This is a genomic window from Silvimonas sp. (assembly GCF_031291215.1).
Classification (GTDB): domain Bacteria; phylum Pseudomonadota; class Gammaproteobacteria; order Burkholderiales; family Chitinibacteraceae; genus Silvimonas; species Silvimonas soli.
The window spans coordinates 125,556-148,261 of record NZ_JARLJK010000117.1; the positions used below are offsets into that span (position 1 = coordinate 125,556).

The 22,706-nt window shown below is 57.3% G+C and carries 11 protein-coding genes and 1 pseudogene; all 12 read left to right on the top strand.

Annotated features, from left to right (window positions below):
• Positions 1 to 66: 66 nt before the first annotated feature.
• Positions 67 to 1,515, top strand: coding sequence for a tyrosine-type recombinase/integrase (locus P4L78_RS12340; RefSeq protein ID WP_309328357.1), 1,449 nt, complete (start codon positions 67 to 69; stop codon positions 1,513 to 1,515).
• On the top strand, positions 1,512 to 1,973 hold the full coding sequence (locus P4L78_RS12345) for a hypothetical protein (protein ID WP_309328358.1): 462 nt from the start codon (positions 1,512 to 1,514) through the stop codon (positions 1,971 to 1,973). Before P4L78_RS12340 ends, P4L78_RS12345 begins: the two co-directional genes overlap by 4 nt.
• A gap of 92 nt (positions 1,974 to 2,065) precedes the next feature.
• Positions 2,066 to 2,272 (top strand): AlpA family phage regulatory protein, encoded by a 207-nt coding sequence (locus P4L78_RS12350; RefSeq protein WP_309328359.1) that lies wholly within the window; start codon positions 2,066 to 2,068, stop codon positions 2,270 to 2,272.
• A gap of 194 nt (positions 2,273 to 2,466) precedes the next feature.
• On the top strand, positions 2,467 to 3,186 hold the full coding sequence (locus P4L78_RS12355) for a hypothetical protein (protein WP_309328360.1): 720 nt from the start codon (positions 2,467 to 2,469) through the stop codon (positions 3,184 to 3,186).
• 134 nt (positions 3,187 to 3,320) lie between these two features.
• Entirely contained in the window at positions 3,321 to 3,920 is a 600-nt protein-coding gene (locus tag P4L78_RS12360) for a hypothetical protein (protein WP_309328361.1), read from the top strand.
• 325 nt (positions 3,921 to 4,245) lie between these two features.
• Entirely contained in the window at positions 4,246 to 7,146 is a 2,901-nt protein-coding gene (locus P4L78_RS12365; RefSeq protein WP_309328362.1) for a helicase-related protein, read from the top strand.
• Between the two features lie 23 nt (positions 7,147 to 7,169).
• Positions 7,170 to 12,305, top strand: coding sequence for an Eco57I restriction-modification methylase domain-containing protein (locus tag P4L78_RS12370; RefSeq protein WP_309328363.1), 5,136 nt, complete (start codon positions 7,170 to 7,172; stop codon positions 12,303 to 12,305).
• On the top strand, positions 12,302 to 13,300 hold the full coding sequence (locus tag P4L78_RS12375) for a DUF3883 domain-containing protein (RefSeq protein ID WP_309328364.1): 999 nt from the start codon (positions 12,302 to 12,304) through the stop codon (positions 13,298 to 13,300). The genes P4L78_RS12370 and P4L78_RS12375 overlap by 4 nt, the downstream gene beginning before the upstream one ends.
• Positions 13,301 to 13,553: 253 nt before the next feature.
• Positions 13,554 to 14,231, top strand: a pseudogene (locus P4L78_RS22950) (DEAD/DEAH box helicase); the annotation flags it as partial.
• 300 nt (positions 14,232 to 14,531) lie between these two features.
• Positions 14,532 to 19,817 carry a Zn-binding domain-containing protein gene (locus P4L78_RS12380; protein WP_309328366.1) on the top strand — a complete coding sequence of 1,762 codons (5,286 nt, stop codon included), beginning with the start codon at positions 14,532 to 14,534 and terminating at the stop codon, positions 19,815 to 19,817.
• Positions 19,814 to 21,880, top strand: coding sequence for a UvrD-helicase domain-containing protein (locus P4L78_RS12385; protein WP_309328367.1), 2,067 nt, complete (start codon positions 19,814 to 19,816; stop codon positions 21,878 to 21,880). Before P4L78_RS12380 ends, P4L78_RS12385 begins: the two co-directional genes overlap by 4 nt.
• 620 nt (positions 21,881 to 22,500) lie before the next feature.
• A partial coding sequence (locus tag P4L78_RS12390) for a transposase (RefSeq protein ID WP_309328368.1) occupies positions 22,501 to 22,706 on the top strand: 206 nt, incomplete at its 3' end.

Sequence of the window (22,706 nt, forward strand, 5' to 3'; positions counted from 1 at the left end):
ACGTCCAACAGTGCTCGCCATGTTCCAGAGTTTCTGTTTACCCCTTTGTTTACCCCTGAGAACGATATGACCCGATATCCAAAAGCAGGAAAAGGTCAGAAATGGACTGCCCGGGAACTGGCGGTGATCCCCTCTGAATGGAAGGGCGATACGGTTAGCGATGGCGGAGGTCTCTCCGGCGAAGTAAGAATAAAAGCCGATGGATCGATCAGCATTCGATTCAAGTACGCATTTCGCTGGCTTGGAAAAGTGGCATGGCATCAATGCGGTAGTTACCCGGATGCCGGGATAGCTGATATTCGTGCCGAACGTGATCGAGCCCGCCAGAAAGTTGCCGAAGGTATTAATCCGAGCGATGAGAAGAAGGCTGCCAGGATTGAAGCCCAAACCGCCATCGAAGCGACCATCGCAGAAGCCAAACGCAAAACTGCTGAAAATCTCACGGTGAGTGACTTGTTTGGCGCGTGGCTGGCAGATGGTGTGGCCCGCCAGGACGGCAACGCTGAAATTACCCGGCGATTCAACAAAGATGTAATTCCCACTATCGGTGACATCGCCCTTCGTACTCTTAACGAGCGCGATCTCCTCAGCATGCTGCGAGTTGTACGACAGCGTGGAGTCAATCGATATGTCGTGAGTCTATTTGCCGATCTGAACCAGATGTTGGCTTGGGGAGAAAAGCGCAAACCCTGGCGCAGCCTAATGGCGGATGGCAATCCGGCAGACTTGGTGGACGTCGAAAAGCTGATTGATCCCAACTATCAGGAAGAACGCGATCGGGTTTTGTCTGCTGGTGAGCTAAGGGAACTATCTGAAATTTTTGAGCGGATGGAACTCGACTATGCTGCTCTTCCAGTTGGGAAAAAATATTCAGGCACCCGTCCCCTGGACCGCACTGCTCAGCTAGCTCTTTGGATTTGCCTCGGTACCCTTTGCCGCATTGGTGAACTGCTAAAAGCAGAGTGGCGTCACGTCGATCTGGAAAGCGGCGAATGGTTCATCCCTGCAGAGAACACCAAAGGTCACCGGGGAAAACGCCAAGAGCATCATGTTTTTCTATCGCCCTTTGCTTTGCGCCAGTTCAAAGAACTGCGTGCCATTTCAGGTGTAACGCCTTACCTGTTTCCGGCAAGCAATGGCGAGAACCACGTTTGCGTCAAAACCATTTCCAAACGCATCGGCGACCGCCAAGAGATGTTCAAAAACCGCACCAAACCGCTCTCACATCGGCGGCATGACAACACGCTCGTACTGCACAAGGGCGCAAATGGAGCGTGGACACCTCACGACTTGCGCCGTACTGGCGCAACGATGATGCAGGCGCTGGGCATTACCTTGGAGATCATTGATCGCTGCCAGAATCACCTGTTGGGCGGCAGCAAGGTGCGTCGACACTACTTGCATCATGACTACGCCAAAGAAAAACGTGAGGCCTGGCACCTGCTTGGTCAGCGCATTGAGGCAATTTTAGATAGCAGTAATCTCGTAACCTTCCAAACGAGGCAACGGGCATGACACCCAAAGAGCTACTAACCCTGATCGAGTTCCTCAAGGTTGACCATAACCCGGACATCGCCCTAAAAGTGATTCAGCATTTTCATGACCGAATGCAGGCCGATGAACTCCTGCCAGACGAAAAGGACCTGCTTTGCATGTGGATGCAACATGTATTTCCACAGGTACTCGCAAAAAAAAATGCAAATGTCGCGTTTGGGCTGGAAATAGGCCAAGGCGAACATTCACGCACCGACACGACGGCTCGTGATCAAACTGCGGCCGCCTGTGTTGTATTGTTGATGAGACGAGGCAAACGCTGGCAAGAGGCGATCGGAGATGCTGCAAATCTGTTATTCCGAGACGGCGAGGGAGGAAAAGCGGTCGAACGTGCCTACGCAAAATACAAGGGCGTATTTACCAGCTGCCCCAATGAATTTCTGTATGAACGCCTACTCCCGCATCAACTCCCATCATAAATGGCCTTCATCGTGGGTTAGAGACATCAATCAATAGGCATTAAAACCATAACCGTCCAACTACGCGCAAAAAGCGCCAAGGAAGCACGGTTATGTCCTCCAGCACGAACAAACCCTCCCGCTACATTGAACGCCTACCAAGCGTCATGGAACGCACCGGTTACCGGCGCTCAAGCATCTACCAAATGATGAAAGACGGCTCGTTCCCAAAGTGCCGAAAACTTGGGCCACGGGCGGTTGGCTGGGATCCAGATTTGATTGATGCATGGATCGAAGCTCGTCTGAACGCTGAGGGGTAGTTATGCCGCCCTCCACGAATCGCAGACACCGAGTGTTCGCCGCAATCATCACTATCGAGGGAACTCGAAATTTCCTTGATCGTGGGCGAACTCATGCTCAGGCTGCACTTGTGCGGAAACTGGCGCCCCAACGCTACAGCGTTTCGCAATTCCCGCTCTGCCTGCCTAACTACAAAAGCTAGAAGGGGCATTCCATGGAATCACTCGCCTCTCGGCTTCTAGGCCGTGGAGATGAAATTTGCATTGAGCAGGGGCAGATCATCATCCACGCCGCCAGTGGCAAACCAGTCCCTCGGGAATGGCTGAGCAAGAATGCTCCTTGCCTTGTCCAGGAAATTCTGGCCGCCCTCGGCACGGCGGTTGCTTACGAGTATTGTGATTACACAACGGGCAGTTATGGCAAACATAAAGCGGGTGGGGTCACCCTGCAGTTTCAGTCACTCCTAACTTGCGCAAAGGCCTACGTCATTTTCAATGCGGAGCTCACCCGCAGCCGGACTACCAAAGCAGCAAAAAAGGGAACTCCGTTGCCGAAAGGACATTTCCGTATAGGCAAACGTAGTCACTTCTACCAATTCTGGAAATCAACCGGGCTTGCCGAGCCCAAGCGTCTTTCGTCATTCCACGACTATATGGGAAATCTGAAAGGCATCTTGTTTACCGCAAAACTGCAGTACAACCGCATGGACGCCGGTACTCTCAAGCCCCTGTCGATATCCGCGCATGTTGTGCGCGCTGCATTTATGCCGGACTTCCCTCGGACAATTTCCGGACACGCGCCGGGCAATTGCCAAGCAAAGGTTCCGGACAAGGGTTTAGCTCAAGACCAAAGAACACAAGCATTCCAAGCGAAATGGGCTACGTGTGGCGAAGACTACGGCAATACGGCTAGCAGGAGACGCGGGTACAAGTAGTTAGGCTTACTCCTCTATTGCTTCAGGAAACCAAACGATCAAAGTAACGAGCCGCGGATTTCAGATTACGAGTTGGCATCGGTCGCTGGTAGATCTGAATCCCAAGCTGGCCCCTATATGACAGGAAACAAATCATGACCACCAAGAACCCCTTTGCCCCACGCGACGGCGAAACCACCGAGCAAGCGCAAGCCCGTGTGATCCTATCCCCGGAGTGCGTCAATGCTTTTGCAATGACTTTGGGCAAGTTCGCGGGTGGTGTGCCCGCTGAAGCGTTGATTTCAGAGCTTCAGCAACAGAATGCCGCCCTCCTTCGCGGAGACATGACCCGTGCGGAAAGCATGCTGCTTGTGCAGGCACACACTCTGGACGGGCTATTCACAGGGCTGGTCAGAGATGCCATGAATGCAGGAGATCTGGGGGCACTGGAAGTGCGCATGCGTCTTGCATTGAAAGCACAAAGCCAGGCTAGGGCAACATTGCAAACGCTCGCCGAAATCAAGGCGCCACGGCATGTCGCGTTTGTGCAGCAGGCAAACATCGGCAATCAGGTGCAGGTTAACAACGGTGCTGTCGCCGCGCCCGCGCGCACGAGAAAAAAGAAAAATCCGCAGAACGAACTATTGGAGACTAACCATGGGCAACGGCTGGACACCCGAACGCAAGGCCAGGCAGGCAGAGATGATCAAGCAATGGCGCCCGTGGGAAAAAAGCACGGGGCCGCGCAGCGCTAACGGTAAAGCCATTGCCGCCCGCAATGCAGACAAGGGCCGCCATCGTCAGGCGCTCCGTGAACTGGCCCGCGAGTTGCGGGCGCTGGGCAAAGCGCGAAGGGCATTACCGTCGGCGAGCGTTGAATATTGAGCAGGTCATCGGTACACACTTCTATCTGACTCGACGTTACTTGATGAGTTTTTTGCGGCATGCAAACTACACCAAATTCACATGTGATTCCAATGGGAATTTTATTCTTCCGGACGTGAGTTTCCTACAGCAGTATTCCCAAGCACCGCTGGTACACTTGTATTTTGGCATGTACTGCACCAATCGGGCTTACGAATGAATCATCAGCTTGCCCCCGGCATGCGCGTCGTCATCCGGGACGAAGAATGGCTTGTCCGCCGCGTTGACCCCTCCTCCGATGGTGGCCACCTGCTCAGTTGCGACGGAATCTCCGAACTTGTGCGCGGACAGGAAGCCTTGTTCCTCACCGAGCTGGAGGACGAGATCGCGATTCTCGATCCCGCCCGGACCGCACTGATCCCTGATGTCAGCAACAAGCACAGCGCGGCACTCCTTTATCTCGAAAGCCAGCGTCGCCGCAGCACCGCCAATGACGAGTCCATTCATCTCGGCCATCGCGGCGTGATGAACCTCGTGCCTTACCAGCTAGATCCCGCCGTGCAAGCCTTGCGCCAGCCACGTAGCCGCATTTTGATTGCCGACGCCGTAGGTCTTGGCAAAACGCTCGAAGCCGGCATCCTCGCCACAGAGCTCATCCAGCGCGGGCGCGGCAAGCGAATTCTGGTCGTCACCCAGAAAAGCATGCTTACCCAGTTCCAGAAGGAGTGGTGGAGCCGCTTTACCATCCCCTTGGTGCGCCTTGACTCCGTCGGCCTTGCGCGCGTACGCAATCGCATCCCTGCCAACCACAACCCCTTCAACTACTTCGACCGTTCCATCATCTCGATGGACACGCTCAAGAACAATCTCGAATACCGCAACTATCTCGGCAATGCGTGGTGGGACATCATCGTCATCGACGAATGTCACAATGTCGCTGCCCGTGCCTCTGAGACCGGCCTCTCGCGCCGCGCCCGACTCGCCCGATTGTTGTCCGGCCGCTCCGACACCATGATCCTGCTCTCTGCCACGCCGCACGATGGCTCGGCCCGCAGCTTCGCCTCCCTGATGAGCCTGCTCGACCCCACCGCCATCAGCGACCCCGAGGACTACACGCCGGACGACTTCAAAAACAAAGGTCTCGTCGTCCGCCGTTTCAAGAAGGACATCAAGGACCAAGTCAGCGCCGATTTTCAGGAGCGAGACACCCTCCAGCTACGTCACCCGGCCAGCCCGCAGGAAGAAGCTGCCTATCGCGCCTTGCTCGCCATCCCCTTCACCCAGAAAGGGAAGTACAACCCCGGCAAGCCTGCCGAGTTGCAGCGTGTCGGCATGCAGAAAGGTATGTTCTCCAGTCCGGCTGCCGCGCTCGACTCCACCGAAAAGCGCATCTGCATTCTTCGCGGTAAGGCCGACGCAACGATAGACGAAACCAACGAAGTCGAAGCCTTGCAGGACTTTGCTGCCGCCCTGCGCCAGATCGACGCCGCGAGCTTCAGCAAGTACCAGCGCCTGCTCGCCCATCTGCGCAGCCCGGCTGCCAACTGGCGGACCAACACGGCTGACGACCGCCTCGTCATCTTCTCCGAGCGCATCGAAACCCTGAACTGGCTGCACCAACAGTTCAGCCAGGACCTCGGCCTCAAAGACAAACAGCTCGCCCTCATGCACGGCGGTATGTCCGACACCGAGCAGCAGGATCTGGTCGAGCGCTTTGGCAGGCTGGATGACCCGTTGCGCGTCCTGCTCTGTTCGGACGTTGCCTCCGAGGGCCTGAACCTGCATTATTTCTGCCACCGCCTCGTGCACTTCGATCTGCCCTGGTCGCTCATGGTCTTCCAGCAACGAAACGGCCGAGTCGACCGCTACGGCCAGAAGCACAAGCCGCAGATCGTCTATCTCTTCACCGAAACCTCGGTCGAGAAAATCAAGGGCGACCTGCGCATCCTTGAAATCCTGCAAACCAAAGACGAGCAAGCCAACAAGAACCTCGGTGACCCGGCATCCTTCCTCAACGTCTTCGACCCTGAGAAGGAAGCCGACAAGGTCGGCGACTTCATGGCCACTGGCCTCTCCCCCGCTCAGGTCGAAACCAGACTCGATGCCGCCGTTACGGAAGAGGAAGACAACGAAGGCGATTGGCTCCTTCAGCTATTCGGTGGAGGAGGGAGTGACGATGAGGCCGCCCCGCAGGCGAAGCCCACCAACAGCCTTGACCACATCCACGCACCGGCAAGCCTTTTTCCCGGCGATTATCACTTCGCCAAGACCGCCTTCCAGGTGCTCTCCAAAGAGCAGGAATTTGCGCAGTGGGCGCCCGATGACGAAGAACAGCTAATCACCCTCACCGCGCCCCAAGACCTGCAAGAACGCCTGCGCCAACTCCCGCGCGAAGTCATCGACGCCAACGACCGCTACATCCTCTGCGCCAACAAGGATCGCGTCGCCGAAGCCATCGAAACCGCCCGCCAGGCACGGGCGGAAGAAGACACCTGGCCGCGCGTGCACTACCTGTGGCCGCAGCACCCGATCATGGACTGGCTCGTCGACCGCGTACTCACCCAGTTCGGTCGCCACCGCGCCCCGGCGCTGCGCAACCCTTTCATGGAGCTCGGCGAGCAAGCCTTCATCCTCATGGGCCTCGTACCCAACCGCAAGGGCCAGCCCCTGCTGGTCGATTGGCAAGTCGCCACCCGCAAGAATGGCGGCAGCATGACGCTTGAGTCTTACGACAGCTTCATAGAACGCACCAAACTCAAAGCCGACACGCTGCCCAACAAAGGCGATGCCTTCGATACCTCCGCCCTACAAGCCGCACTGCCCGAAGCCGTCGACGCGATGCGCCAGCACATGGTCGCGCAGCAGAGTGCCTTCGATGTGGACATGAAAGCCCGCCTCTCCGGCACGCTAGCCGAGCTCAAAGTATTGCAAGGCAAGCAGGAGCAGCAACTAGAATTGCGCCTGGAAAACTTGCTCGAAGGTGTGCGCAAGTCCAAACGAGAACAGCGCAGCAAACAGATCCACCAGGTGTTCGACGAATACCGCCAGTGGGTGGAAGACACCATGACCACCGAGCCCCAGCCCTACATCCGCGTGCTGGCTGCACTCACGCGATAACAAAAAACGGGAGCCCACACACCATGTCAGTTGCCGATACCGTTTCCACCTTCGCTGGCCTCGCCAACGAAAACGAGTTCTACAGCCACCACTACCTGGCCGAAGTCTTCAAGGGCGATATCAAATCGCTCATCGAACGCTGGCAGACCGCTGAAGATGAGGAAGGCGCATCAGTCAAAGCGCCCTTCAAACAGCTGCAAGCCTGCAGCGCCCGCTGGTTCGCCCAGCAAAGCGCTTTCACGCGCGCCAAGTCGCCTGAAGATCGTCTCACTGCTCACCGCGACCTGCATCAGCCCCTGCTCGCCGCGCTGGGTTACACCTTGCAGCCGCAACAATGCGAGCTGCATCCCGGCATGCCCGTGCCGGGATGGCAGGCACTGACCGAAGCCGGCAAAGCTCCGCAACTCCTCATCGTTCCAGCCTACAACCCCGGCCAGGAAGACGACGACCTCCTCGACCAGCAGCTCGCTGCCTGCCACTACGCCGGCATCCCCGTGCCTCAAGCGTTCAAGGACATGAGCATCGCCGAGGTCATCTCGGAAGCCATCTTCGGCGCTGACCAGCCCCCGCGCTTCATCATCCTCGTCGGCCTCAATCAATGGCTGCTGCTGGACCGCTTCAAGTGGCCCAATAACCGCGTGCTGCGTTTCGACTGGAGTGAAATCCTCGACCGCAAAGACAGCGCCACCCTGCAAGCCACGACCGCCCTCCTGCACCGCGACAGCCTCGCGCCTGCTGCCGGCACAGCCAGCCTGCTCGAAGGCCTCGACGAGAACGCCCACAAACACGCCTTTGGTGTATCCGAAGACCTCAAGTACGCCTTGCGCTCCGCCATCGAGCTGCTCGGCAACGAAGCTGCCAGCCAGCTGCGCCAGCTCGCCGCCACACAAGGCAAAGGCTTCTACTCCGGCAAGGATGCGCTCGACCCCGAACAGCTAAGCCTCGAATGCCTGCGACTCGTCTACCGCTTGCTCTTCATGTTCTACATCGAAGCGCGACCCGAGCTGGGTTATGTACCCATCAACAAGAGCGAGATCTACCTCAAGGGCTACAGCCTCGAATCCTTGCGCGATCTGGAGCGCGTCGCTCTCAATACTCCGCACGCACGCGACGGCAAGTATTTCGACAAGACCCTGCGCCGCCTCTTCTCACTCGTCGCAGATGGCTGTGGCATAAGCGAAGCACAGGCACTCAACTTCAGTGCCGCCAGCGTCAAGGATGTGTTCTCGCTTTCCCCGCTCGACAGCCGCCTGTTCGACCCTGCCGCCACACCGCTCCTGAACAAGGTCGTCTTCCCCAATCACATCTGGCAAGCCGTCATCAAAGGCATGTCCATCAGCAAGCCCAAGCGCGGTGGTCGCCCCGGCCGCATCAGCTACCAGCTCCTCTCAATCAACCAGCTCGGCGCCGTCTACGAAGCTCTCCTCTCCTACCGTGGTTTCTTCGCTGCCGAAAACCTCTACGAAGTTCAGCCTGACTCCAAGAAAGCCAAGGCTGCCCGCAGTGACGACGAGGGTGATGACGGAGAGGATGGTGAAGAAGGCACTGACCTCAGCGGCAGCACCAACACGGACGTGCTCGACAACGCCTGGTTCGTGCCCGAAAGCCGCCTCAAGCTCGATGGCTACAAGCCTGGCGAGATGGTGTACGAAGAGGATGACGAGGGGCGCAAGAAGCTGCGCATGTACCCCAAAGGCAGCTTCATCTATCGCCTCGCCGGGCGCGACCGGCAAAAGAGCGCCAGCTACTACACGCCACAGGTACTCACCCGCTGTCTGGTGAAATACGCCCTCAAAGAGCTGCTCAAAGACAAAACAGCGGATGAATTGCTCAACCTCACCGTGGTCGAGCCCGCCATGGGCAGCGCCGCCTTCCTGAACGAAGCCGTTAACCAGCTCTCCGAGAAATACCTCGAACTCAAACAGCAGGAACTCAACCAACGCATCCCGCATGAGCGCTACCCACTAGAGCTGCAAAAAGTACGCATGTACATTGCCGACCGCAATGTTTTCGGCGTTGACTTGAATCCCGTCGCCGTCGAGCTGGCCGAAGTTTCGCTTTGGCTCAACGCCATCTACGGCGAGCCCACTGAAGATGCCGACGGCAATCCCATTCCACCGCGCCCCGCCCGTGTGCCCTGGTTCGGCTACCAGCTCTTCAATGGCAACAGCCTCATCGGCGCCCGCCGCGAAGTCTGGCCCGCCCAGCGTTTGGTCAAGAACGCCGACCCCAAGTGGTACAACGAAGCCCCGCGCCGCCTCGCCCCTCAGGCTGGCGGTGAAGGCAGCCTGCGCGGCCAGGACGAGGTCTACCACTTCCTCCTGCCCGACCCCGGCATGGCCAGCTACACCGACAAGGTCGCCAAGAGCCTCTACCCGCAAGACTTCGAATGCCTCAAAGCGTGGCGCAAGGAGTGGACCAAACCGCTCGAACGCCACGAAGTCGCCCGCTTGCAGCAGCTCAGCGACAAGGTCGACACCCTATGGCAAGAGCATGTACAGGCCCTGATCCGCGACCGCGCCGCCACCGAAGACCCGCTCAGCATCTGGCCCGCGCAGGAAGACAGCTGCAGTGCTACCCCGCGCAGCCTCAAGGAAGAAACCCGCAAAAAAGGCCTGCTCAACGACGATGGCGATCTTGCTACTCCGTACCGCCGCCTTAAGCTCGTCATGGACTACTGGTGCGCCCTGTGGTTCTGGCCTATTCAGGGCAGCACAGATCTGCCACTGCGCGAGCAATGGTGGATGGAAATCGGTGCAATCCTCGAAGGCAACATCGTCGATCTTGCCCCGCAAGGAGGCTTCGATTTCAGCGCTACACCCGAAGCGCAGCAGCTCGTTCCGGAAATTCAGGACGACATGTTCGGTGCCGCTCAGCCCGTGCTCACCACAAACGTCGTCCAGCCCAATCTCCACGACAAGTTCGGCCAGCTGCGCATCAGCAAGCTGCGCGATCACTTCCCGCGCATCAAGACCATCGAAAACATCGCCAGCACTCGCCGCTTCATGCACTGGGAACTCACCTTTGCCGACGTCTTCGCCCAGCGCGGCGGTTTCGATCTGGTACTGGGGAACCCGCCCTGGCTCAAGATCGAGTGGAACGAGGCCGGCATTCTCGGCGAAGCCAAGCCGCTGTTTGCTATCCGCAAGTTTTCGGCGACGGACTTGACCCGCGAACGAGCCAAAGCCTTCGACGAATTCCCGCGCCTGCAAGGCGAATGGACGGCCGAGCTCGAAGAGACCGAAGCCTCCCAGAACTTCCTCAACGGTACGCAGAACTACCCGCTGCTCAAGGGCAGCCAGACTAACCTCTACAAATGCTTCATGCCGCTGGGCTGGATGTTGGCTGGGCAACACGGTGTGACGGGCTACCTGCATCCCGAAGGCCCGTATGACGACCCCAAGGGCGGTGCGTTGCGCGAAGTGGTGTATGCACGTTTGCGGGCACATTTCCAGTTTGTGAATGAAATGCTCTTATTTGCCGATGTACATAATAACACCCGTTACAGCATCAACATCAGCGGAGGCCTGCAACCCAGTCCTGCGTTTGACCAGATTAGCAACCTGTTTCAGCCATTTACTGTGGATGGTTGCTATGCGAGCGATGGTGCGGGTAAAGCTGGCGGCTACAAGACTGACGACGGCAAGTGGAATACCGTCGGCCATCGCGATCGCATCGTGCCCATCACCGAAACCCAGCTCAAAGTCTTCGCCCAACTCTACGACGAAGCCGGTACGCCGCCGCGTCGCGCCCGTTTGCCCGCGCTGCACGCCGGCGCCTTGAGCAGCGTGCTCGCCAAGCTCGCCGCCTACCCACGCCGTCTGAACGATTTGGGAGACGACTATTTCTCGACCGAGATGTGGCACGAAACGATGCAGCAGCACGATGGCACCATCAGCCGCCGCCCGGTGGGCGACAACGGCTTTGTCAGCAGCCCGGAAGACTGGGTGCTCTCCGGCCCGCACTTCTTTCTCGCCAACCCCTTCAACAAAACTCCGAAGCGCGTTTGTACTGCCAATAAGCATTACGACCCCATCGACCTCGAAGCCATCCCGGACGACTACCTGCCGCGCACCAATTACCGCCCGATGGCCGACCGCGCCGAATACTCCCGCCGCACCCCGACGGTGAGTTGGCGCGAATTTGAATTTAAGCAATTGCCATGGGAGCAGCTGACCGCGGACGAACAAGAGATTCATCGACAAAAAAAGGGGCAGGCGATAACAGTTCAACGTTTCTGCTCAAAAAAGGTAACTGATTATTATCGACTAGCTTTCCGAGCCATGATCCCCCCTCTTGGGGAGAGAACCTTGACCGGCACACTGATTCCACCGGGCTGCTCTCATATTAATGGTGTGCAGTCAAACGCATTCAAAGAATCCGCCTATTTGATTATTGCGGGATGTGTTTGTAGCTCATTACTTGCTGATTTTTACTTAAAATCTATTGGACGGGCGAATCTACACAGCACATGGACTGGGTTGCCCATGATTGCTGCGGAAACTGGATTGTTTTCTCGTTACGTCGCGCTAAATTGCCTCACCAATCACTACGCTACACTCTGGTCCGAAGTCTTCGATCCCGCCTTTGCCTGGCAAAGTTGGAGCCGGCCAGCCGACCCGCGCCTGCCGCAGGACTTCTTTGCCAAGCTCACACCTGAATGGCAGCGGAACTGTTCACTGCGCACCGACTACGCTCGCCGCATGGCGCTGGTCGAGATCGACGTGCTGGTGGCCCAAGCCTTGAGCCTCACCCTCGAAGAGCTGATCCTCATCTACCGCGTGCAGTTTCCGGTGATGCAGCAGTACGAGCGCGACACCTGGTACGACATCCAAGGTCGCATCGTCTTCACCATCAGCAAAGGCCTCGTCGGCGTTGGCCTGCCCCGCAAAGGCAGCCGCACCACCCCGAAATGCCGTATCGAAACCCCGGACGGCAAAGTACGTGAAGGCACCTTCGGCTGGGAAGACCTCTACAAAGACGGTCAATGGCTCGTACCTGACGGCACCGTCGTCACCCAATGGGTCGAAGACGACACCCTGCCCACCGGCAAATACCTCAAACAACGCCAATACACCGCCCCCTTCGTCCGCGCCGACCGCGAAGCGGACTACCGGTTAGCCTGGGCGTTCTTCGAAAATCAGAAATCCGTTAATTGAAGGGACTTGAGAAGGTGCTACAGACGATTCCAAAACGAAAGCTAGACCGTGTGGGAAGTAACGTATGGGCTGCGGTGAAGCTGATTGAAGACGAATTCGGTGGCCAGCTAACGCATGACTCCGGGCACACCAAGAAAACGGCTCCGACCTGGATATTCACTTTCTTCAAGCACCAGAATGCTCAGCTTGCATTGCGGATGAATAAGGACAAGCTGAGCCTGTATCTGCGAGAAAAATCCCTGGATGGGCGTGACATGTCGCTGCTTGTGGGAAGTCTCGCATCCATTGATAAGCGCTACACCTCGCGTGACAAAGGCGTATCTGCCAGCCTGTTAAGCGATGGGGCTCCGTTCCTGAATCCTTCTGCCACCAATCCGCTGCTCCGGGTCAGCGCTGATGTCGGGTCACTATCCAAACTGCTTACGCTATATCTGCGTGTCGCTGAAGTGCCAGTGATATCGACCGAAGTCGCCACGAGTGGGCCAGACTCGAAACAAGACGACACGGACCGCTCCGGGACCCGGCGACAAGTGACCTCAGCGAATGAGCTTTTGGAGCAACTTAACCGAAATGCAGAAACCGGTATGGCTGGCGAACAAGCGGTGTACATCGATGAATTGCAACGCCTTCATCGATGCGGCTGCCCGGTACCCAAAGACTATGTCGAGCTGAAAGCCAACACGGACGTCGGTTGCGGTTACGACATTGCCAGTACCTGGCCCGGAGAGGAGCGCTACATAGAGGTCAAGACGACCACAGCTCGGGGAAGTGATTTTTTCATGACCGAAAATGAGCGCCGTGTCTTGTGTGAACTAGGAGAGAAGGCGTGGCTGTATCGAGTGTGGATCAGCCCGGCAGGTATCGCAGAGATCTTGGTGAAGGTGATAAACCCAATGTCCTGGATCAACGAAGCGGAGCTGACTCCAATAGTTTGGCGATTACGTGAAGCGGCGATCACTTCTGAGTCCCGTTCTTTAGAGAGCGTCGAACAATGAGCGCCCTGTTTGCTGTAGCCAACGATGAAATGCTCTGCGCGGCAATCAAGGCCGCTTAGTAAACTAAGGCGGCAGCCCCTCTTGTGCTGCTCCCGCAATACAAACTCTAGACTGACTTCTTAAAATGCTGCCTTCCCTCCTCGTCCGCGATATTCAGAATGGTCTCAAGCAATTCCTGCTTACAGGGTTCGAGCCGTCCGATGACTTCTTCCACGGCTTAATGCAACGTTTCGTCGATGAAGAATCGGCGTGGATGAAGGGGCCTTACCTGCAGATTGGCCTTCCGTTCAGGGCGGGTACGGCGGGGCGCATTTTTTTCGGGCACTTTGACACGCAGTTCCCGGGCTATGTGCATCAGGAGGCAGCCTGGTCGCGCCTTGCAAGTAACAAACAAGCCATGAATACCTTGGTGGCTACAGGCACGGGCAGCGGTAAGACGGAGTGCTTTCTGTATCCCTTGCTGGATCATGCAAGTCGCGCCAAGACTGCTGGCGAGCAAGGCATCAAGGCGCTGGTAATCTACCCGATGAATGCGCTGGCGTCGGACCAGGCGCGGCGTATCGCGGAACTCGTCGACAAGATGCCGGCGTTCAAGGGCTTACGCGTGGGGTTGTTTGTGGGTGGTCAGGCCGGCGAGCCGGGCAGCGGCACGACGATGACTGCGGGCGGTGTGATTACGGATCGCGACACGCTACGCCGGGCTCCGCCCGATATCTTGCTGACCAACTACAAGATGCTGGATTACCTGCTCATCCGGCCCCGTGATCGCAAGTTGTGGGAGAAGAACACGCCCACTACTTTGCGCTATGTGGTGGTGGATGAACTGCATACCTTCGATGGCGCACAGGGGACGGATCTGGCCTTGTTGCTGCGCCGATTGCGCGCGCGTTTGCAAACGCCAGAGGGGCATCTGGTATGTGCCGGTACCTCGGCAACGCTAGGAGGCAGCACGGATACGCAGCCCTTGCGTGACTATGCCGAACAGGTTTTCGGGAGCGCGTTCCCGCCGGATTCGGTGGTCACCGAAGACCGCAAATCAGTGGCCGAGTTTCTTGGCGACGCAACCATTGAGCATGTGTTGCAGTGGCCGGAAGGCACGGAGTCTTTGCTAAACCCGGCAGCCTATGCGACGCAACAGGCGGCCGTGCGTGCGTGGTTTGCCGTGTTTTTCCCGGACAAGCCATTGCCTGCTGATGTAGAGGACTCCGCTTGGCGAATGGCCTTGGGCGAGATGCTCAAGAAGCATCTGCTGTTTGTGAATCTGCTCAAGCTGGCGAAAGATGGCGCGGTGACATTGGCGGATTTGCAAGCCCAGTTGCAGGGTCCGCTGCCTGAGGCAGCGCGCCGCCATATCCATCTCGTGCTGGATGCTTTACTGGTGTTGGTGGCGTGGGCGCGAAGTCCTGAGACTGCGGCCATGCCCTTGGTGACTTTGCGAATTCAGCTGTGGATGCGCGAGTTGCGCCGGATGGTGGCAAAACTGGCAGCAGATCCACAGCAAGTTGAGCTCAAAGCCTCAGCCGATTTGAAATCGAAGCCGGTGGGAGTGTATTTGCCGCTGGTGCAATGCAGCCAGTGCCACACCACGGCATGGGTCTCCCGCTTGCCGAGTGGGCGCAACAAGCTCAGTGACAAACTGGATGAAATCTACAACGCCTGGTTCGGTGGCAGTGCGGATGTAGTGCGGGTCTATCCCGGCAAGCTTCACGCCTCGCAGTCCCCGGTCGAAGGCGTGCCACAACTCCTGTGTTGTGGCTGCGGGCATATGCAAGGCAATGGCGAGGTTTGTAGTGCGTGCGGAAACGAGGAGCTGGTGCGCGTGTTTCGAACCACAGGAGTTCGCAACAGCCAGCGCGGCAACATGGCCTACAACTGGCACGACAGCACTTGCCCCGCTTGTGGCGCACGGGATCGGTTGATCCTGCTGGGTGCGAGGAACGCGACGCTGGGGGCTCAAGTGATCGAGCATTCCTGGGCCAGCCCGTTCAATGACGACAAGAAGCTGATCGCGTTTTCGGACTCGGTGCAGGATGCGGCACATCGCGCAGGGTTTTTCGCAGCGCGTACCTATGACAACACGGTGCGCACGGCGATGGCAAAAGCATTGGATGTGCTGGCAACGCCGGCGATCACCTGGCCTGAGTTTCTGGAGCGCTTTGGTGCGATCTGGCTGGAGCCGGGTTCGCCCTTGGCGATGCCAAGCAAGGAGGATTTCGTTGCGGAGTTCATCGGACCCAATATGCTGTGGCAGCGGGACTGGTCGGACGAGCTACTGAAGAAGGGCAAGCTGCCGGCCAGTAGCCGATTGCCGGGACGCGTGCAGAAACGCCTTATGTGGCAGGCGTTCTCGAACTTCACGTACCTGAGCCAGCGCGGCCGGACGCTGGAGCGCGTGGGCAAGTCGGTGCTGGCACCGGAGAGTGCGCAAGTGCTGGAGGTGGCGGATGCGGTGCTGGCGGTGCTACGCGAACAGTTTGGCGCTCATGGCATGGAACGTGGGCCAGTCATCCAGTGGCTATGGGGCTTCTTGAGCTACTTGCGGCAGCGGGGGGCAGTTGCACACCCGGAGCTGGAGCGCTTTGCGATGGACGGAAACATCTTCGGCTTCGCCAATGCGCGCAATGAGTGGTTGCCGTCAATGGGGGAACGCACGCCACGCCCTACTTACCTGACGCTGGGCACGCATCAGCATTTTGACAAGCTGATCAACGCGCGCCAGCAGACCTGGTACGAACGTTGGGTATCTGCATGCCTGGGGCAGCAGATGCTGCTCAGCGCGGGTATGGCGGAGCCGATATACAGGGAAGCCATTCGTTGCCTTGTTGCCGCAGGCCTCCTGCGTGAATTCGATGGCGGGCATCTGGGGATATCTGTGGCGCTCGCAGCGGAGCATTTACAGATCACAAGTTCGCTGGCCCGCCTGACAAGCAACGATGGCAAGCGCTACATGCATGTTCCATCCGATATGGCCGAGACCTTGCTCGGAATGCCGTGTCTGGACGCGCCGGGCTTTGCCTACACAAGCCATGGGGCTGCGGGTGGATGGCTGGCAAGGCGCTTCAGCACGGGCGATTTGCGCAGGGTGATTGCAGCCGAACACACCGGCTTGCTGGAACGCGATGAACGCGAAGCGCTAGAAAATCGCTTTAAATCCAAAAATCCACAGAAGTGGGACGAAAACCTTCTTTCGGCTACGCCTACGCTAGAGATGGGCGTGGATATCGGCGATCTCTCTGCGGTGATGTTGTGCTCGGTCCCGCCGAACCAGGCGAGCTTCCTGCAGCGGATCGGCCGTGCCGGGCGGCGTGATGGCAATGCGCTCACAACGACGCTTGCCGATGGCAGCAGTCCGCATGACCTGTATTTCTTCGAAGAGACCGAGGAAATGCTGACCGGGGAAGTGGCGCCACCGGGGATTTTCTTGCAGGCAGCAGATGTGTTGCGACGTCAGCTGATGGCCTTCTGCCTGGATGATTGGGTCGCGAGCGGGATTGATGACGATGCTTTGCCAGAGAAGACATCCGAAGCGCTGGACGCCATCGACAAGAATGCCTCAGGCCGCTTCCCGTACACCTTCCTTGAGCATGTGCTTACAAATGAGCCTCGTTTGCTGGGCGCTTTCATTCTGCTTTTAGGAAAGCAGGCGTCGCCGCGCATTCAGGATCGCCTGAAGGCTTTCTATACCGGCACCGAGGACCTGGACGGGCTGCGCATTTCGATGCTCAAGCTGTTGGAGGGCCTTGCCTTCGAGCGCGAGCAGCATCGCAAGCGTGCCAATGCGAGCAAGGACAAAATCAAGGCACTGAAAGCCAAGCCGCAGGATGAAGCGACCAAGGCGGAGATAGATCAACTGGATCGGGAACGACAAGGCGCGTTGATGCTTGTGAAGGAAATCAATCAACGTGAGTTGCTCAATGCGCTCACGGATGCCGGGCTGATCCCGAATTACGCCTTCCCCGAAGCGGGCGTTGAGTTGAAATCGGTCTTGTGGCGCAGGAAAGGCACTGATGATGTGGGTGAAGGCGCATATGTAGCGCTGCCCGCTATCAAATACGAACGTCCGGCGGCCTCGGCAATCTCCGAATTTGCGCCCGAGAACCGCTTTTATGCGAACCAACGGCGTGTCGAGGTAGACCAGATCAATATGAGTCTGGCCAAGCTGGAAGACTGGCGCTTATGCCCGGCATGTCACCACATGGACTTGCTTGGGCTGCATGGAGACGAACATGCGCAGACTGATATCCATGCCAACTGCCCGCGCTGCGGTGACGCAATGTGGAGCAACATTTCCCAGCGCCGGCCATTACTACGCTTCAAGCAGGCAATCGCCAACAGCGACGATACGCGGGTGCGGATTGACGATAGTGCGGAGGATCGCGAGCCCAAGTTCTACACCCGGCAGTTGCTTGCGGACTTTGACCCCAAGGATGTGCGCCACGCCTGGCGGATCAAGACCGACAGCCTGCCTTTCGGCTTTGAGTTCATCGCTCGTGCGAATTTTCGGGACATCAACTTTGGTGAGCTTGGTAAGCCGGGGGAGAACTTCAAGGTTGCCGACAAGGAGAGCCAGCGGCCGGGATTCAAGCTCTGCCGTCACTGTGGCAAGGTTCAGCTGCCACCGCGTCGATCTGATCGTGAAGAGAAGAAGCAGGATCACGCGTTCGATTGCGAGAAGCGCGAGGCCAATGATGCAGCAAGCATTATTGAGTGCCTCTACCTCTACCGCGAATTCAGCTCTGAAGCCTTGCGCATTCTGGTGCCCTACACGCAGTCAGGCATTGATGATGAGGTGGTCCAGTCTTTCATTGCGGCTTTGCAGCTTGGTTTGAAGAGGCGTTTTGGTGGCAAGGTGGATCACTTGCGGATTACCACGCAGGACGAGCCGGGCAGAGAGGGCGGACCGCGTCGCCAATACGTTTTGCTATATGACTCAGTGCCTGGCGGCACGGGTTACCTGGAGCAACTTCTAAGCGAAGATGCCCAGACGCTCACGGATGTATTGAAGATGGCGCGCGATGCGTTGCATGCATGCTCATGTAACCAGAACCCGGACAAGGATGGTTGCTACCGCTGCCTGTACCAGTACCGGCTCGGGCGTTCGATGGCGATGGTCTCCCGTCGTCGCGCCGTGGAAGTGCTGGATGAATTGCTTGGCAAGCTTGATCATCTGGAGCAGGTCAAGAGTATTTCGGACATCTACATCAACCCCAACTTTGACTCGGCACTTGAAGCGCGATTTATCGAGAGCTTGAAGCGCCTGGGCGGAAAGGGTGGGATACCCCATTCCAAGCTGGTGAGCGAAATCATCAAGGGCAAGTCGGGGTGGTTGTTCGAAGTTGGAGGACAAAGTTACTGGGTTGAACCGCAAGGCAAGGAGATCATGTCGGACGATATTGTCTGGTGGTCCAATCCGGACTTTGTGATCTGGCCTACGCAGAGCAAGTCTATCCGACGACCGATCGCAATTTTCTGTGATGGTTGGGCGCATCACCATGCGATCACGCGCGAAGATGCGCGCAAGCGCTCCGCCCTGCTCGCCAGCGGGAAGTTCTGGGTGTGGTCAGTTACGCACGATGACGTGAGGCAGGCATTGGAAAGCGATGCTGCAACCGATCTTGAGTCTCCACTGTTGCGCGTGGCCCGAAACGAAGGCACGGCAAAATTGCCGGATTTCCTGAAGCCGGATGCAGGGGCATTCCAGAGCAATGCGGTAGCGCAATTGCTGAACTGGTTGGCTACACCTGTCGAACCTGACTTTGATCCGGGTGAGCTGAAATTGCGACGAAACGCAGTGGCGTTGACTTTCCGTATGCTGCCGCCGCCGAATGACCCTGCGCATGAGGTGTTGAAGGCCGAACTCGCTGATCTCCAAACGCATTGGCCTGACTGGATGGAAGTGACCGGGAATGCAGCTCCCGCTGGCAGCAAGGATGGTGCGGCACCAACCGTGCGCATGTGGTGGCCCCAGGCATTTGCCAAGTCCGGAGCCGCTAAGGATCTAAGCCCGGGGATGGTGTTGCTGGATGATGATGTGGAGTTGCCGGAGAAGGAACGTCAGCTTGTATGGCGCCAGTGGCTGCAGCTCTTCAACCAGTTGCAAGTCTTGCCGGGCGTATTCCTGGCAACTCGACGCGGAATCCAGGGCGACGACTATTTGATCTTGCCTTCGCCGGCGGGGGCCTCGGCTGGGGTGGGGTCTCCAGCCGACGCACATGAGCAAGCGTGGGCAGCGGTGCAGGATGCCGCAATGACAAGCACGCATGCCGGGCTTGCCGTGCTGCAGGCAGCGGGAGTCATGCCGCCTGATCAGATCGGATTCGAGTTGCAGGATGAGACAGATGAGGTTTGCGCCGAGGCAGAACTGGCATGGTCTTCATGCAATGCAGTGCTCTTGCTGGAGCACCAGGCTGAGTATATGGCTCGGTGGCAAGCCGCTGGCTGGAGAGTGATTGAATACCATGATGCCTGGGCCGAGCAGGTGCGGGCTCTACTGAACAATACAAAGGACATGCAATGAGCCTGAAACCCAAGGTCGCGTTGGCGCAGGATTTTCTTTCTGTGATGGCAAGATTGCCGAATACCGTTCAGGGCAAGATCCTGAAGTGGGCCATCAAGTTTCAGAGCGATCCGACCTCGTCCGGGATCAACTATGAAAACATCAACGCGGCGCGCGATTCGAATCTAAAGTCAGTTCGTATCGACCAAGACTGGCGGGGGATCGTTTTCAAGCCGAGCCAAGGAGATGTCTATGTATTGCTCTACGTCGATCATCACGATGATGCGTATCTGTGGGCCGAGAACAGAAAGATAGCCATCAACCCTGTCACGGGGGCGATGCAGATCGTGCTGACTGAACACGTGAGCGTTCTTCAGGAGCCTGTTACCGCAACTGCCGTTGCCGCTGCAGAGAAGGCACCCAGCCCATTCACAACACTCAGCAATCAGGAACTGATGAGTGTCGGCGTACCGGAAGATCTATTACCTGCCGTACGCCAGATCAATGATGAGACGGATCTGGATGGCATGCATGGCACCTTACCGGTTGAGGCCTACGAGGCACTCTTCCTCTTCTTGGCGGGCGACAGCATCAGCCAGATCCTGGTTGCACGTGAGACACGTGTTGATGTGGCCATTGACGTTACGGACTTTGCTGGGGCACTTGATCGAGCCGAGTCGCAGTCCCGCTTCGTTATCGTTGAAGATGATGAAGCCCTATCGACCATCATGAATGCTCCGCTGGCTCAGTGGCGAGTGTTCCTTCACCCGACGCAGCGCAAGCTCGCCACCAAGGATTTCAGTGGCCCGGCACGCGTACTGGGTGGCGCTGGGACCGGGAAAACTGTGCTTGCGATCCACCGTGCAAAATGGCTTGCCGAGAATCGAACACAGCCAGCCAAGCGAGTCCTGTTTACTACCTTCACAAAGAATCTGGCGATCGATGTGAAGGAAAACCTGATGGCGCTATGCAGCGCTGAAACGATGAAAGCAATCGAGGTCATTAACCTCGATGCATGGGTACATGGCTACCTGCGTAGCAAGCGCTACGAGCATACGATCGTCTACAACCGCCATGAAGGCGCCGCAGAGGATGCGTGGCAGTTGGCCTTGGCCGCTAAGGATCCGGCGCTCGATCTTCCTGCGAATTTCTATGAAACCGAGTTGGATCAAGTCATTCTTGCTCAAGGAATTTCCAGTCGAGATGAATATCGTCAAGCGCGTCGCGCAGGTCGCGGGGTTGTTCTAACGCGAAGCAAGCGCGATGCAGCTTGGCCCGTATTCGAGGAGTACAGGACGCAGCTGACTTCACGGAAATTGAAGGAAGTAGATGATGCATATCGCGATGCGGCCAGCTTGCTCGCGCAAGATGAAATGCACGGTAAGTATTCAGCAATCGTCGTTGATGAAACCCAGGACTTGGGACCACAAGCAATTCGCCTGCTTCGTGCAATGATTGCTCCAAGCCCAAATGATCTGTTCTTCGTTGGCGACGGACATCAACGGATCTACGGTCGCAACAAAACAGCTCTGAGTCGTTGCGGTGTCGATATTCGTGGCCGCTCCCGTAAGCTCTACATCAACTACCGGACCACGGACGAAATTCGCAGGGCAGCACTTTCTTATCTGGAAGGCTGCGAGATCGATGACCTGGACGACGGATCTGATGAAAGCAAACGATATAAATCTCTATCCCATGGCCCTGCCCCAGTCGTAGAGCGATTCGGTAACCTGGAAGAGGTGAGCCTCTGTCTAAGTGCCTGGATCGGCGAGTACGTTGAAGGAGAAAGCGAGCGGTGGTCTACCTGCGTTATCGCTTCAAGCAAGCAGTTGCGTGATTTCGCTCGCGCATTGAGTGATAAAAAAGGCCTCAAGACTTCAACCGTTGAAGCTAGTCAGTCCTGTGATGTTGTTCCAGGAACTGTGTATTTCTCGACCATGCATCGCGCCAAGGGCTTAGAGTTCGATCAGGTCATCGTGTTGAGCCGCCAAGAACTGCTCAGTAAAGATAACGACGAAGGCAGGAAGCTTCTCTATGTCGCAATTACTCGGGCGAGACGAGAAAGCCGCGTTGTGTTTCTATAGATAGAGCGACGCAAAGTCGGGCCCATTACCGGAAATAGAAAGCTGCTGCTCTTAACTTCCATTTCGGCCAAATTGCGGGCCTTGGTCGGCTATTGCTTCGGTACCGCCGGAGCTTGTGAATGAGCGTCCACTATTTCACCTATCATGGCGTTTGGCTAAGCGCATGCGCGGCATATCCGCTGGTTTCCGGGAACAATACGCGCATATACGCGCGAGGCCCGACCCACAACAGTACTCGTAGAACCGTAACCAGCAATGGCCCGTAGCGCGGACGCGCTGGTTAACAGTCCCGTGGTTAACACACTGGTTAACAGGGGAATCACTGTTGTTGGGAGGGTTAGCATTGCGGTGGTTAGTGTCGCGGTTAGCGCGCAAACGACCTCATAAAACCTCACTTATCACCAAGGGTTTCAACGCACCTAAACCGGCGCAATGGACCGCCGCAGCTGGCTTTTCCCAGTAAAGGCATGACGGATTAATTAACGATAATGCTGAGAATTTGCAACGACACTCATATACCCCACCCACCTAATGGAAATATCGGAACGTGGGGGCTGGTCTGGCCCGGCCTCGATGGACACTGACTTAAGGTGGATAATGCCCACCCAGGAGTTGTGTTCATGACCAAGACCAGACGTACTTACCCCGAATCCTTCAAGCGCGATGCCGTAAACCAGGTGCTGGCGGGCACCCCGTTGCGCCATGTGGCCCACGCCCTCGACATCACCGAAGCCCTGCTCGGCAAATGGAAACGCCAGTTCCAGGATGCCGGGCCCGATGCCTTTCCCGGACGTGGCCGCCAAAGCGGCGAAGCGGCTGAACTGAA